At 69.3% G+C, this 11,993-nt stretch carries 15 protein-coding genes; 8 read left to right on the top strand and 7 right to left on the bottom strand.

What is annotated here, in order from left to right:
* Positions 1-44: 44 nt before the first annotated feature.
* Entirely contained in the window at positions 45-275 is a 231-nt protein-coding gene (locus AOQ37_RS00420; protein WP_199824902.1) for a DUF397 domain-containing protein, read from the bottom strand.
* Positions 272-1,153 carry a helix-turn-helix domain-containing protein gene (locus tag AOQ37_RS00415; RefSeq protein WP_062640002.1) on the bottom strand — a complete coding sequence of 294 codons (882 nt, stop codon included), beginning with the start codon at positions 1,151-1,153 and terminating at the stop codon, positions 272-274. Before AOQ37_RS00415 ends, AOQ37_RS00420 begins: the two co-directional genes overlap by 4 nt.
* Positions 1,154-1,336: 183 nt before the next feature.
* On the opposite strand from AOQ37_RS00415, the gene AOQ37_RS00410 reads away from it, so the two are divergent.
* A complete protein-coding gene (locus tag AOQ37_RS00410) occupies positions 1,337-2,659 on the top strand; it encodes an NsdA family TPR-like regulatory protein (protein ID WP_062640000.1) in 1,323 nt (440 codons plus the stop codon).
* Between the two features lie 19 nt (positions 2,660-2,678).
* Positions 2,679-3,395, top strand: a complete 717-nt coding sequence (locus tag AOQ37_RS00405; RefSeq protein WP_062639998.1) for a 2'-5' RNA ligase family protein — start codon at positions 2,679-2,681, stop codon at positions 3,393-3,395.
* Here AOQ37_RS00405 and AOQ37_RS00400 read toward each other — a convergent pair.
* Positions 3,373-3,816 (bottom strand): ATP-binding protein, encoded by a 444-nt coding sequence (locus AOQ37_RS00400; RefSeq protein WP_062639996.1) that lies wholly within the window; start codon positions 3,814-3,816, stop codon positions 3,373-3,375. The genes AOQ37_RS00405 and AOQ37_RS00400 overlap by 23 nt on opposite strands.
* Before the next feature lie 360 nt (positions 3,817-4,176).
* Here AOQ37_RS00400 and AOQ37_RS00395 point away from each other — a divergent pair, with 360 nt between their 5' ends.
* The 6 genes from AOQ37_RS00395 (at position 4,177) to AOQ37_RS00370 (ending at position 8,582) form a co-directional block, all read left to right on the top strand.
* Positions 4,177-4,530, top strand: a complete 354-nt coding sequence (locus AOQ37_RS00395) for a DUF6415 family natural product biosynthesis protein (protein ID WP_159401278.1) — start codon at positions 4,177-4,179, stop codon at positions 4,528-4,530.
* On the top strand, positions 4,527-5,231 hold the full coding sequence (locus AOQ37_RS00390) for a hypothetical protein (RefSeq protein WP_062639992.1): 705 nt from the start codon (positions 4,527-4,529) through the stop codon (positions 5,229-5,231). Before AOQ37_RS00395 ends, AOQ37_RS00390 begins: the two co-directional genes overlap by 4 nt.
* Before the next feature lie 363 nt (positions 5,232-5,594).
* Entirely contained in the window at positions 5,595-5,876 is a 282-nt protein-coding gene (locus AOQ37_RS00385; protein WP_062639990.1) for a metal-sensitive transcriptional regulator, read from the top strand.
* Between the two features lie 552 nt (positions 5,877-6,428).
* On the top strand, positions 6,429-6,923 hold the full coding sequence (locus AOQ37_RS00380; RefSeq protein WP_062639988.1) for a hypothetical protein: 495 nt from the start codon (positions 6,429-6,431) through the stop codon (positions 6,921-6,923).
* Between the two features lie 46 nt (positions 6,924-6,969).
* On the top strand, positions 6,970-7,719 hold the full coding sequence (locus AOQ37_RS00375; protein ID WP_062639986.1) for a DsbA family protein: 750 nt from the start codon (positions 6,970-6,972) through the stop codon (positions 7,717-7,719).
* Positions 7,716-8,582: a cytochrome c biogenesis CcdA family protein gene (locus AOQ37_RS00370; protein ID WP_062639983.1), complete on the top strand. Its 867-nt coding sequence runs from the start codon at positions 7,716-7,718 to the stop codon at positions 8,580-8,582. Before AOQ37_RS00375 ends, AOQ37_RS00370 begins: the two co-directional genes overlap by 4 nt.
* Positions 8,583-8,661: 79 nt before the next feature.
* On the opposite strand, the gene AOQ37_RS00365 is transcribed toward AOQ37_RS00370, so the two are convergent.
* The 4 genes from AOQ37_RS00365 to AOQ37_RS00350 form a co-directional block, all read right to left on the bottom strand.
* Positions 8,662-9,237, bottom strand: a complete 576-nt coding sequence (locus tag AOQ37_RS00365; RefSeq protein WP_062639981.1) for a rhodanese-like domain-containing protein — start codon at positions 9,235-9,237, stop codon at positions 8,662-8,664.
* Between the two features lie 137 nt (positions 9,238-9,374).
* Entirely contained in the window at positions 9,375-10,118 is a 744-nt protein-coding gene (locus AOQ37_RS00360) for a sulfite exporter TauE/SafE family protein (RefSeq protein ID WP_062639979.1), read from the bottom strand.
* Positions 10,115-10,480, bottom strand: coding sequence for a rhodanese-like domain-containing protein (locus tag AOQ37_RS00355; protein ID WP_062639978.1), 366 nt, complete (start codon positions 10,478-10,480; stop codon positions 10,115-10,117). Before AOQ37_RS00355 ends, AOQ37_RS00360 begins: the two co-directional genes overlap by 4 nt.
* A 36-nt stretch (positions 10,481-10,516) precedes the next feature.
* The gene (locus AOQ37_RS00350) at positions 10,517-11,881 is read right to left on the bottom strand and encodes an MBL fold metallo-hydrolase (protein WP_062639976.1); all 1,365 of its coding nucleotides are present in this window, start codon (positions 11,879-11,881) and stop codon (positions 10,517-10,519) included.
* Positions 11,882-11,993: the final 112 nt, after the last annotated feature.

The following is an 11,993-nucleotide window of genomic DNA, read 5'->3' as shown; positions in this document are numbered from 1 at the left end:
CTGGTTGGCGGCTGCAACGGGCGCATGTGCGGCTCGGCAGTGCCTCAGCCGATGCAAGTCTCGCCGTCGGTGTAGTGGTCCAGCAGATTGCCCAGGGCGGAACGGCTGAGGATCACGGGTGAGAGGTCAGGGGCCTTGGAATCGCGCACCCCCGCGTACGCGCCGAGGTCGGCGATCTCGACACAGTCGTTGGCACCTCCGCTGTAGGAGCTCCTGCGCCATTGCGCGTTGTGCAGTTCCTCGGCGCTGGGGCGGCGGGGCGGAATCGTGCTCAAGGTTCGAGCTCCTCGGCGGTGCGGGTGAGTCGGGTAAGGGTCTCGGACGGGCTGAGGGCGGAGGCCCTGAGCTGGTCGAAGGTGTCCGTGTAGTTCTGGACGTCGCTTTGGGACTCCAGATACACGGAGTTGTTGGGGTTCTCCAGCCAGACCAGCGGAGCTGTGGGCTGGGGGAAGGTGAGGATGACGAAGGGGCCGTACAGGCCCGGATGGGCGCCGAGGGCGAACGGGAGGAGCTGGATGGTGACGTTCGGTAGTTCGCCGACCTGGACAAGGCGCTCGAACTGCTGGCGCATCACGGTGGGTGAGCCGATGACGCGGTGGAGGACGCCTTCGTCCAGGACGGCCCGCAGTTCGGCGGGGCGCTCACCGGCCAAGCGGCTTTCCTGGCGTTCCATGCGTACCTTGACCAGAGCGTCCACCTGATCGGCGCCGAGATCAGGACGCATCTGGGCGATGACGGCGCGAGCGTAGTCCTCCGTCTGAAGCAGGCCGGGGACGAGCAAGGGCTGGTAGTTGGCCAGCGCGATGGCCCCTGCCTCCAGGGCGAGGTAACCGTCGTAGCGGGTCGGGGTGAGAACCGTGGAGTACTTGCGCCACCAGGGCTTCTGTTGTTCCTTGTCGGCACGCACCAAGTCCAGGATGTCGTCACGCAGCTCGGTGTCCGTGACGGCGTAGCAGTCGAGGAGAGCGCGAACCAGTACTGGGGTGGTACCGCGCTCGCCGGTCTCGATCCGGCTGAGAGACCCCTGGTTGACTTCGATCTGCTCCGACACCTCGGTGAGGGTCAGGCCGGACGCCTCCCGTAACTCGCGCAGCCGTGTGGCGAGCTGGCGTCGGTAGACCGACTGAGGGACCAGCTTCCTCTTCAGTGCCATGAGGGCAGTCTGTCCATCCACCCGTTGGCGGACAACCCGTACGGGCCAACTTAGCCAGACATATTGCCTAGTTGTGCTTTGCGTCGCCACTCTTGCGTAGGACGTCCCGTACGCCGCACGGCCCGGCGTGCGTGCCATTCTCCGAGGAGCCCCTGGTTCCGCCGACGTGTTGGGAGGTCTTCCTTGCCCCGGAACACGCTGCTGCGGCAGTTACTCGAAGAGCGCCACCTCACGACTTACACGGCGTTCGAGGTGCAGTTCTCCCGCGCGGCCCGGAACCTGGCCAAGGAGGCGGCTGACCCTCGGCTGGCCTCGGTCGCGGTCTCTTCGCGACAGTTCGACCGGTGGCTGAGTGGGGAACTGAAGCAGCTTCCCCGCCCCGACACGTGCCGCATTCTGGAAGAGCTGCTGGGCAGAGCTGCCCGCGACCTCTTCGCTTCGGCCTCCGCCTATTCGCCGACCGCCCCAGAGCCACTACCTGCGGACGTTCCACCTTCTCCCCAGGCCGGCCCGACCACCCACGATGACGACCCGGCGGAGATTGTCGCCCGAGCCCGTCAGCTGGCCTGCGGCAACGTCGACCAGACCACTCTGTCCTTTCTCGCCTCCCGGATCGATGTGATCACCGAGCGGTACGAGAAGGACGGGCCGGACAGCCTGTGGGGACAGACGAAGAGCCTGCGCAGCATGGGGTACACCCTGCTCGCCGGTCAGCAACCTCCGGCCGCACGCAGGGAACTGTTCCGGATCACCGCACGCGCCGGCGGGCTGCTCGGCTACATGGCGGTGAACACCGGCGCGTTCCCCTTGGCTGAGGCGTACTGCGCCGAAGCGCTAGAACTTAGCCGGGCGATCGGCGATCTCGACACCGAGATGTGGGCTTGCGGCACTCAGTCCTTCGCGGCGTACTACGCCGGCCGTTACGACGAGGCCGACGCGCGGGCCGCCGCCGCGGTGGACCGGGCGCCGAACCATCCGCAGGCCATCCGGCTGCTGGTCAACGGCCGGGCTCGGGCGCTCGGCAAGCTCGGTGACCGGAACCAGGGCGAGCGGGCCATCGGGCGAGCGCTGGAGCTCTCCGACCGGCATGACGTGACCCCCGGCCTGACCTCCTGCATCTCTTTCTTGCCGTATGGGCGGGCCCGCACCCTGGCCAATGCACTGACCGCCCGTGTCGCTCTGCAGGACACCGGGCACGTGCTAAGAGATGCCGAAGACCTCGACGACCTGGTCGAGAGGTCCGACTCCGCGTGGAGCCGCTCGCTGGTCCGCCTCGACGTGGCCACCGCGGTGCTTCAACAGCGAGCACCCGACGTGGAGCACGCCATGTCCCTTGGGCAACAGGCGATCACTCTGGCCAGCCCGCTGCCGATCAGCTCGGTACGGCAACGCTCCCGGGACCTGTACGAGCGGGCAGCCCCTTGGCGGTCCCGGCCGGCGGTGCGCGAGTATGGCGAACAGCTCCGCGCCTGGGGCCGTCAGCTCCCGCCTGTCGAGGCGGGGTGATCACGAAGGAGTTCGCCGGGTGTCTTGGCCGCACATCCAGCTCAGCGCCGATCCCGCAGCCTTCCCTGCCCACCCGCCGGCCGACCTGAGTGACGCGGCGGTGATCGCGGCGCACGACCAGGCCGCCTTCGACGCCGTGGAGACCATGGTCGATCACTGGGACCGGCCCGGCTGGACGGCACGGACCCGGGCGTACTACTGGATGCTCACCTTCCCCGACAGCCCAGCGCTGGCCGACCTCGCTCTTCGCTGCCAGCAGCACCTCGCGCCGCTCGACCTGAATCCTGTCCCCGACGACGGGTTGCACATCACGCTCACACGCGTCGGTTCCGCCGCAGCGTTGCCGCTGAGCCGTCTCGATGACGTCATCAGCGCGGCGGCCCCACTTCTCCCGGCGGCCTTCCGCCTGCGGGCGGTCCCGCTCGCGGGTTCTCGGGGAGCCGTACGCCTGACGGTCGCCCCTTGGGGCCCGGTACTGGCACTGCACGCGGCCCTCAGCGAGTCCATGGCTCCGTTGGGGCTCGCTCCCCGCAAGCCGACCGCGCTGTTCCGCCCGCACCTGAGCCTGGCCTACAACAACCGGCCACGCCCCGCTGCTCCGGTCATCGAGGCCGTCACCCCACTCCGGGGCCTTGCACCAGTCGATCTGCACGTCCGGGAAGTGCAGTTGGTGGAGCTGCGACGCGAGGACCGCGCCTATCGATGGGACGTCGTCAAGAGCCTGCCGCTCGGCTGACTGCCGTTTTCCCGCGCGGCAGGACGGCAACGACCGCCTTGCCGACGGCGGTGGTCTCCACGTACCACCGACGTGCCAGCGTCTGCACCAGCCACAGCCCACGGCCGGACTCGGCAAGCGGATCGGCAGCAGCCTCCGACAGGTGCACACGAGCATCGTCAGGCTCCGGGTCGTGGACCGCGACGACGACCTGATCCCCGTCAATTTCGATCGTCAGACAGTCGGGGCCGGCCGTCGTGTGTCGCACGGCGTTGCCCACCAGCTCGGATACGACCAGCACCGCGTCGTCCACGCAGGGCACGACGCCGGCCAGCACGGTACGAACCCGGTCACGGGCCGGGGCGATCGGCTCACATCGACCGGCCAGGACCATCCAGTGCGTGTGCGGACGATGGCTCGCCGGGTTTGAGTCGTTCAGCATCGCGGTCGCTCTTCCGGTCGTACGAACGGGCGTGACCCACAGGTTCCTCCTGTCCCCAACGCGTTTCCACGCCGTCCGACCGACGCTTCTCCGCCGTCCAAACGGCGGGGAGACGGCGTAGCAACGGCGTGGAAACGCCACTACCGCGACGGGAGCCTCGAAGCCATTGGCCGGCCCATTCCAGGGGCGTCCGGATCACCGACTTCGCGTAGAGGAGATCACCGTGCCCGCCCCCGTACGAGGTGCCTACCGGCTCCGCCTCGCTGTGCCAGAGGAGAGGGAGCGGTGACGGCCCCGCCCTCCGCCCCGGTTGGCCCCCATCCCGTGCCAGCCGCCGTACAGCCCTTCACCGAGGCCGGCTTGAGAAAGGTCCTGGAGAAGGTGCAGCGGTGGGCTCCGTATGTCGACGGCTTGCTGCTCGATGACGTGGCAGCCGTCCTGGACGACTACACGTCCACCGAACCCGAGGTCGACGAGCACGCACAGCGCCTCCGTGGCGACGTGATGCGACTCGTCCACCTCGCCGTGGGCTCCAAGGTGTCCGAGCAGGACGAGCAAGTGTCCGACCTAATCGCGCGCGGGCTCACCATCCGGACCGAGGAAGTACCCACCGACCACCGCCGGGCCGTCGGACGCATCCGGCGCATGGCGTGGATGCTCGACGAACTCCTCGAACGCCTGCTGGCCCACCAGTGCCTTACGGAGGCGTCGTGACCTTCCCGCCTCTCCGCCTCACGTACAACCCGCGGGCCGTCGAGCCGAGCGGCAAGAACCTTTCCCTGGTCCCGTACATCACCCAGAGGGAAGGGGAGGACGCGGCGCCGGACAACCTCGTCATCACGCGCCACTCCTCCGCCCCGCGGCTGTACTACGCGGACGAGGACCCCCGTGACCGAGACCCGCGGGGCGTGCTCTGGGCCCGGTGCGGGTGGAACCCTGTCGACGCCGAAGGCCGGATCTCCGGTGAGCCACAGTGGAAGCTGATGCACCCCCACCGGCAGATGGTGTGCATGCAGACGCTCACCTGCCAGGTCTGCACAGGTCCCGCCCGCACGCCCCTCGGGTTCATCTTTCTCGCCGGCCCTCGGGATCACGATCCACGGCAGCCGCGCATTCTCACCAATCAGCCTCCGGTGTGCCGCAGGCACACCCGCGCCGCCGCGAGGCTTTGTCCGCACCTGGAGGGCGACCCGACGGTGTTCCTGGCCAGGAGCGCGCCCCTGTACGGCGTGCACGGCACTCTTTACAGCCGGGACGAGAGCGGTGTGAAGGTCATCGCACAGCCGGATGCGCCGTTGCCGTACGGCCATCCGAACATCGGGACGTTCCTCGCCTCGCAGTTGATTCGCCGTCTCCAGTCGTTCCGCGTCGTGGGCCTCGACGAGTTACTCAACGATCTGGCCACTGCCTCGTAGATCCCCGCGTCGGGGCCTCCAGCCTCACCTGCCGGCCAGCCCAAGGGCAGGTGGCCGGTGAGCGGGGCGGGTCCAAGGAGTTCCCCTGACTCCAACTCTGCACGGACCCGCCCCACCCCTGCCAGACCGTCTTGAGGGCAGACACGGCGGTGCGCAGGTGGCCGAGGGGAATGTTGCGGGCGCCGGGCGGGTGGCCGGCGGCGTATTCGCCGAGGCCGCTCGTCGATGATGGTGTAGCCGTACAGGCGGTCGTTGGCCTGATCAGCAGTGACGGCAGTGGGTGCCGCGGGGATTTTTCCTCGCCCGGTCGGGGTTGTCCCTTCTGTAAGATACCCAAGGGGGTATCTCGAAGGAGTGTGGGTTGTGGAACTGGCGATGGCGGCTGAGGAACTGAAGACGGTGGTCAACCGGCTGCGCCGGGCACAGGGCCAGATCACCGGTGTGATCAAGATGATCGAGGAGGGACGGGACTGCGAGGACGTCGTCACCCAGCTCGCCGCGGCGTCCCGGGCTCTGGACAAGGCCGGTTTCGCGATCATCGCCACCGGTCTGCAGCACTGCCTGACCGACGCGGACATGGCCGCTTCCGGCGACCGGGAGCAGATGCGTACCCGACTGGAGAAGCTGTTCCTCTCTCTGGCCTGAGCTTGGGTACCGCGGCATCCGACTCACCCGCCTGAGTCTCCGCCCACCCGGCCTGCCGAGGGTACGGAGCCGTGCGGGTGTCCTATGGTGGCTGAGTCTCCGAGCGGACGCAGGATCGATGATGAAGCGAGCAGTGGCACAGAGGCCGACACACGTCGGCTTCCGCGGTGTGCTGGCTCTGCTTGTAGCCGTGGTGGCGCTGTTGTGCGTCTTTGGACACGCGGAGCGTGGCGGGCCCGGCACGCCCCCGTCCGCCGCGCAGCATGTGCATGCACCTATCGCCTCTGAGGGGTCCGGCGGGACGGCGGCGCCATGCGGCAAGAAGGTGCTCGCCGATCACAGCGCGCAGCGGGCAGAAAGTGTGTCGCCGACGGCTTCGTGCCCCGGTCCCGCAGCCCTTCATACCGCCCCTACGCCGTCCCATTCACAGCTCTCCGGGATGCTGTCGGGCGGCCCGGCTCCGCCGCCGCCAACGACACTTCACTCCGTTCTACGGATTTAGACCGGCCTTTCGGTCGTGTTCCTAAATCCTTGGAAACGGAGCTTTTCAGTATGTCTTCTTCCCCGCGCTCATTGAGTCGGGCGGGTGCAGCACTGCGTGGTTGGCGGACCCGGCAGTGGACTGTGGCGGGCGTCGGTGCCCTGGCCACAGCGATCCTGGTCGGCGCACCCACCGACGTGGTGCCCAATCCGCTGTTCGGCCGGTCGGTCCCCGTGCAGTGGTGGAACTACCCGGCCCTCGCCGTCACGGCCGTACTGGCAGGCATCGTCCTGACCACCTATGTGCGCCAACCCGCTGCCCCCTCGGGGCCCAAGACCCACAACGGCGGCCGTCAGGGAATGGTCGGCGGCGCGCTGTCCTTCTTCGCCATCGGCTGCCCGGTCTGCAACAAGCTCGTCCTCTTGCTCCTCGGAGCTTCCGGAGCCTTGAGCTACTGGGCTCCCCTGCAGCCACTGCTGGCTTTCGTGTCGGCGGGACTGCTGGCGGAAGCCGCGCTGCGCCGCCTGTCCTCCCAGACCGCGTGCCCGGTCACGGCGTCTGCCTGATCTGCGGCCCGGTTCTGCCCCTTCTCCCTCACATCTGAGGTGTTCCATGACTGCATCCACACCGTCTTCGTCCCGCCGCACCCGCAGGCGCGCCATCGCGGCCGCCGCGGTCCTCGCCGCCGCAGCGGTGGCCGGGGCCTTCGCCCTCACGCTGGACGGCTCCGGGGGCCGCAACGAGGCAGCGGGCGAATCCGCCATTGTCAGCGAGTCCGCCGCCCCGGCGCCTGCCGACGAGAGCCTGCTCGCCCTTGCCCGCCGCGATCCCTCCGATGCCCTGGCCGTCGGACGGGCGGACGCCCCGGTGGTGATGATCGAGTACTCCGACTTCCAGTGCCCGTTCTGTGGCCAGTTCGCCCGCAAGACCGAACCCGAACTGCTGCGCTCGTACGTCGACAAGGGCGTCCTGCGCATCGAATGGCGCAACTTTCCCGTCTTCGGCGAGGAGTCGGAACAGGCCGCGCTCGCCGGCTGGGCGGCCGGGCAGCAGAAGAAGTTCTGGGAGTTCCACGACGTCGCCTACAGCAAGCCGCGTGAACGCAACGCCGGTGAGTTCAGCGCCGAGAACCTCATCGACATGGCCCGTGAGGCCGGAATCACCGACATCGAGCGGTTCCAGGCGGACATGGCATCCGGCAAGGCCCGCAGCGCCATGCAGAAGGACCAGGAGGAGGGCTACAACCTCGGTGTGACCAGCACTCCGGCGTTTTTGATCAACGGCCGGCCGATTCTGGGGGCTCAGCCCACGGCCACCTTCAAGGAAGCCGTCGAGGCGGCGGCGAAGGCGGCCGGGCGATGAGCGAGACCGGATTGGCGGTTGCATTCCTCGGCGGTCTGCTCGCTCTGCTCAGCCCGTGCAGCGCACTGTTGCTGCCTGCCTTCTTCGCCTACTCCTTCACCAGTCGCACCCGGCTGGTGGCGCGCACCGGCCTGTTCTACCTCGGCCTGTGCACGACACTCGTGCCGCTCGGCGTGGCCGGCTCGTTCGCCAGCCGGCTCTTCTATGGACATCGGGACACCCTGGTGACAGCGGGCGGATGGACGGTCATTGCGCTGGGCGTGGCCCAGATCGCCGGGTTGGGCTTCGGCTCCCGCCGGATGGCGCAGGCCGCGGGCGGACGCCGTTCGGGCTCGGTGCTGTCGGTGTTCGCGCTGGGCGCGGTGTACGGGCTGGCGGGGTTCTGTGCAGGGCCGATCCTCGGAGGCATCCTGACCGTGGCGGCCGTGGACGGCGACCCTCTGCACGGCGGAATGCTGCTCGCCGTCTACGCCTTGGGGATGGCGGTTCCGATGTTCGTGCTGGCGTTGTTGTGGGACCGCTTCGATCTGGGCCGCAAGCGCTGGCTGCGAGGGCGGGTCTTCCGGGTGGGTCCGGTGGCCCTGCACAGCACCTCGGTCGTCGGCGGCGTGCTGTTCATCGCGCTCGGTGCGGCTTTCCTCTCCTTCGACGGCACGTCCGCGCTGCCGTCGGTGTTGAGCACCGATACCGAGTTCGCCCTGGAAGAGCGGTTGTCCGACCTCGGCGCAGCGGTGTCCGACCGGCTGATCGTGCTGATCACGGCCGCTGTGGCGGCGCTGGCGGCACTGCTGGTGCTGCTTCGCACCTTGAGAGGGCGGGATCCGCAGCCGTCGCCGGAAGAGGAGACGTCTGCGCACGGATAGTGCGCCTTCAGCCGCGTGCCTGGCATGCGAAAGGGGGAGGGGTCCGGTTCCGGATCCCTCCCCAATCTTTTCGCGTGGCTCATCGGTTGCGCAGTGCGGCTAGCGTGTTGTCGAGGTCGGCGGCGCGGGGACGGTTGTGCGGCAGCTTGGCGAGCAGGGCGGCCATGCCGCAGGTGTTGGTCAGGGCGGAGAAGACCAGACCGCCCGCGATGCCGGCGGAGAGCAGCTGGAAGGCTGGGTGGACGACGAGCCCGAGCAGCAGACCGAGCAGCACGATCACTCCTGCCGTGAGCCTTACCTGCCGTTCCATGCCCCAGGTGGCACGTGAGGCGCCCTGCGGGCGGTGCAGCTCGTGGCCGTCGGCCGCCCAGGCGCCGGTGCCGCCCGACAGGGTGGCGGCCCTGACGCCGTTCTCGGCGAGGATCCTGCCGGCGTTCTCGGAGCGGGCGCCCGAGGCGCAGACGACCAGGACGTCACCGCGGTCGGCGGCGTGCCGGATGTCGGGCAGCGCGCGCTGGATCTGGTCGAGGGGGATGTTGAGCGCGCCGGGGAGGTGACCGCCGGCGTATTCGCCCGGGGTACGCACGTCGATGACGGTCAGTTCGTGCAGGCGGGTGCGCGCCTCGTCGGTGGCGAGGGCCGTGGGTGTGGTCATGGCAGATGTCCTTACGGGTGCGGAAGTCGTGGTGGAACTTGATCTGACGGGAGCCGGGCAGCAGGCGGTCCTGAGATGCGCGTCGGCCGGAAAAGCTCTCCCGGTCCCTGCTTCTGGGCTGTTGACGGCCTTCGTGTTCAGACGATCACGTCGACGAGCATGAAGGCCGCCACCGCCAGCAGTACGCCGGCGAAGATTTTCTGAAGGGTGGTGCCGGAGATCTTCGTCGCCAGCCGTTTGCCGTCCCAGGCTCCGAGGATCGCAGCTCCGGTGAAGGGGCCGATGATCTCCCAGTGGAGCCCGCCACCGGTGCCGGTGCGAGCGGCGAGCGCGGCGAGTGAGTTGACCGTGATGACGAGCAAGCTGGTGCCCACCGCCCGCCGCATGGTCAGTCCCAGGACGCTCACCAGGGCGGGCACGGCGAGGAATCCCCCGCCGACTCCCAGGAAGCCCGTCACAGCACCGAGTCCGGCACCGGCGCCGGCCGCCTTGCCGGGACGGATCCGGTCCGGCGGCTCGGACGCGGACGGACGCAGCATGCGCAGGGCCGCCAGCGCGGCGATGACCGCGAACGCCGACGTCAGGACGGCTTCGGGCAGGCTCCCGGCGACGGCCCCCGCGAGGAAGGCGGGGACGATGCCCGCCGCGGCGAACAGCGCCCCTGTCTTCCATGCCACGTTCCCGTCGCGGGTGTGGGCGTACAGGGCCGTGACGGAGGTGGCGGTGACGATGATCAGGCTGGCGGTGGTGGCGGCGGCGGGTGTGAAGCCGAGCAGGTAGATCAGTGCCGGTACGGCAAGGACGCTGCCACCGCCGCCGAGGGCTCCGAGGGCGAGACCGATGACGGCCCCGGCAATGAGGGCGAGAACAAGTACGGTCACGCTATCCGGCCGCTGTTCCCGCGTTCGTCGACGACCGGGTGCCCGGCAGCGGCCCACGCGTTCATGCCGCCTTCAACGTCCACCGCCCGCGCTCCGCGCTCGGCGAGGAGCTTCGCCGCCTGCTGGGAGCGGTGCCCGCTGCGGCAGATCACCACCAGCGGTCGCCCCTGCGCCTCGGCCGGCAGGATGCCGTCGGCGACCAGCTTCGTCAGCGGCACGTGGACGGCGCCCGGGGCATGGCCGGCGGTCCATTCGGGCTTCTCACGCACGTCGAGCAGGACCGCGTCGGGCTGATCGCCGCCGGTGCGGCTGCGCGCCTCGTCGACCGTGACGCGGGGCCCGTTTCGGCGAAAGAGGAACATCACACGCTTCCTTCCTTGCGAGGGAACGGTCGGAAATCAGCCGGAGGCCAGGGACAGCCCGGCATCCGTCGCGGCGTCGAAGCCGTCGTCGACGGCGACCACTTCGCGGCCGACGGCATCCAGCAGGGAGGCGGCGATCGCCGCGCGCATCCCGCCGGCGCAGTGCACCCACACCGTCCCCTCCGGCACCTCGCTGATACGGCCGTGCAGCTCGTGGATCGGGATGTGGACCGAGCCCTCGATGTAGCCGCCCACGCGCTCCGAATCCCGGCGCACGTCCAGCACGACCAGGTCATCGCCGCGCTCACGAACCTCGGCAAGATCGGCGAAGCGGGCGCGGGGGAAGGAAGCGAGCTGCTCGCCCTCACGCACCCAGCCGGCTGGATCGCCGGTGGCGACGGCGGCCGGGCGGTCGATGCCCACCCGCGCCAGCTCCCGCTGCGCATCGGCGATCTGCCCGGGAGTGTCGGCGAGCAGGGTGACCGGCTTGCCCCAGGGGATCAGCCAGGCCAGGTAGGTGGCGAGCTTGCCCTCGCCCTCGAAGTTGAACGACCCGGCTACATGTCCATCGGCGAAGGCCATACGGCTGCGCAGGTCCACCACCCACTCGCCCGCGGCCAGCCGGGATGCGATCTCCTCGCCGTCCGCGCGCTCGGGCGGGGTGAGGTCGACCGGCATGGGACCCGCGGCGTTGGCCGGGCCCATGTGCGCGTAGTAAGCGGGCACGTCGTCCAGCCCGGCGAGCATCTGGGCGACGAAGGTGTCCACGTCCAGGGTCATGGCGTCGTTGGTCTCGCGCTCCTTGCCGATCGTGGTCGCGTCCCCCTCGGCCTGTGAGGAGGAGCAGAAACTGCCGAACCCGTGGGTGGGCAGCACCTGAACCTCGTCGTCCAGCTCGTCGGCCAGCCGGTGGGCGGAGGCGTACTGGGCTCGGGCCAGCTGCTCGGTCAGCCGTGGCTCGACCAGGTCCGGCCGGCCGACGGTGCCGATGAGCAGAGACCCGCCGGTGAACGCCGCCACACCGCGCCCGTCCTCGGTCAGGGCGTAGGAGGTGTGGTGCGGGGTGTGCCCGGGAGTGGCGATCGCCCGCAGCACCAGCCCCTCATCCACCGTCACCGTGTCGCCGTCGGCAACGGGAGTACGAGGGAACGACACGTGCGCTCCCGCCGGCACCAGGTACTGGGCGCCGGTGACGCGGGCCAGCTCCAGGCCGCCGGTGATGTAGTCGTTGTGCACATGGGTCTCGGCCACGAAGGCGATACGCACCCCGCGGCGGGCCGCCGCGGCGATGACCTGGTCGATGTCGCGCGGCGGGTCGACGGCCACCGCGGCATTGGGTCCGCCGGCCAGGTAGCTGCGGTTGCCCAGGCCCTCGAATTCCATGGTGTCGACGAAGAACACGGCTCACGACTCCTCTCGGACGGTTTACCCCGGGGGGTATCTGACGCTCACCATAACAGCTATACCTGGGGGGGTATTCCGTGCATGGAAACCATCCCGCTCAGGCGTCGCC

Source organism: Streptomyces maremycinicus (assembly GCF_001184025.1).
In the GTDB taxonomy this organism is placed as follows: domain Bacteria; phylum Actinomycetota; class Actinomycetes; order Streptomycetales; family Streptomycetaceae; genus Streptomyces; species Streptomyces maremycinicus.
Note: the sequence above shows the minus strand (reverse complement) of the source record. Positions and strands in the feature narration are given on the sequence as shown.

What these genes read in the sequence shown, in the direction of transcription:
- AOQ37_RS00355 (WP_062639978.1), bottom strand. Translation starts at nt 10,480, where the DNA reads ATGTTCCTCTTTCGCCGAAACGGGCCCCGCGTCACGGTCGACGAGGCG.
- AOQ37_RS00370 (WP_062639983.1), top strand. Translation starts at nt 7,716, where the DNA reads ATGAGCGAGACCGGATTGGCGGTTGCATTCCTCGGCGGTCTGCTCGCT.
- AOQ37_RS00380 (WP_062639988.1), top strand. Translation starts at nt 6,429, where the DNA reads ATGTCTTCTTCCCCGCGCTCATTGAGTCGGGCGGGTGCAGCACTGCGT.
- AOQ37_RS00415 (WP_062640002.1), bottom strand. Translation starts at nt 1,153, where the DNA reads ATGGCACTGAAGAGGAAGCTGGTCCCTCAGTCGGTCTACCGACGCCAG.
- AOQ37_RS00375 (WP_062639986.1), top strand. Translation starts at nt 6,970, where the DNA reads ATGACTGCATCCACACCGTCTTCGTCCCGCCGCACCCGCAGGCGCGCC.
- AOQ37_RS00400 (WP_062639996.1), bottom strand. Translation starts at nt 3,816, where the DNA reads ATGCTGAACGACTCAAACCCGGCGAGCCATCGTCCGCACACGCACTGG.
- AOQ37_RS00365 (WP_062639981.1), bottom strand. Translation starts at nt 9,237, where the DNA reads ATGACCACACCCACGGCCCTCGCCACCGACGAGGCGCGCACCCGCCTG.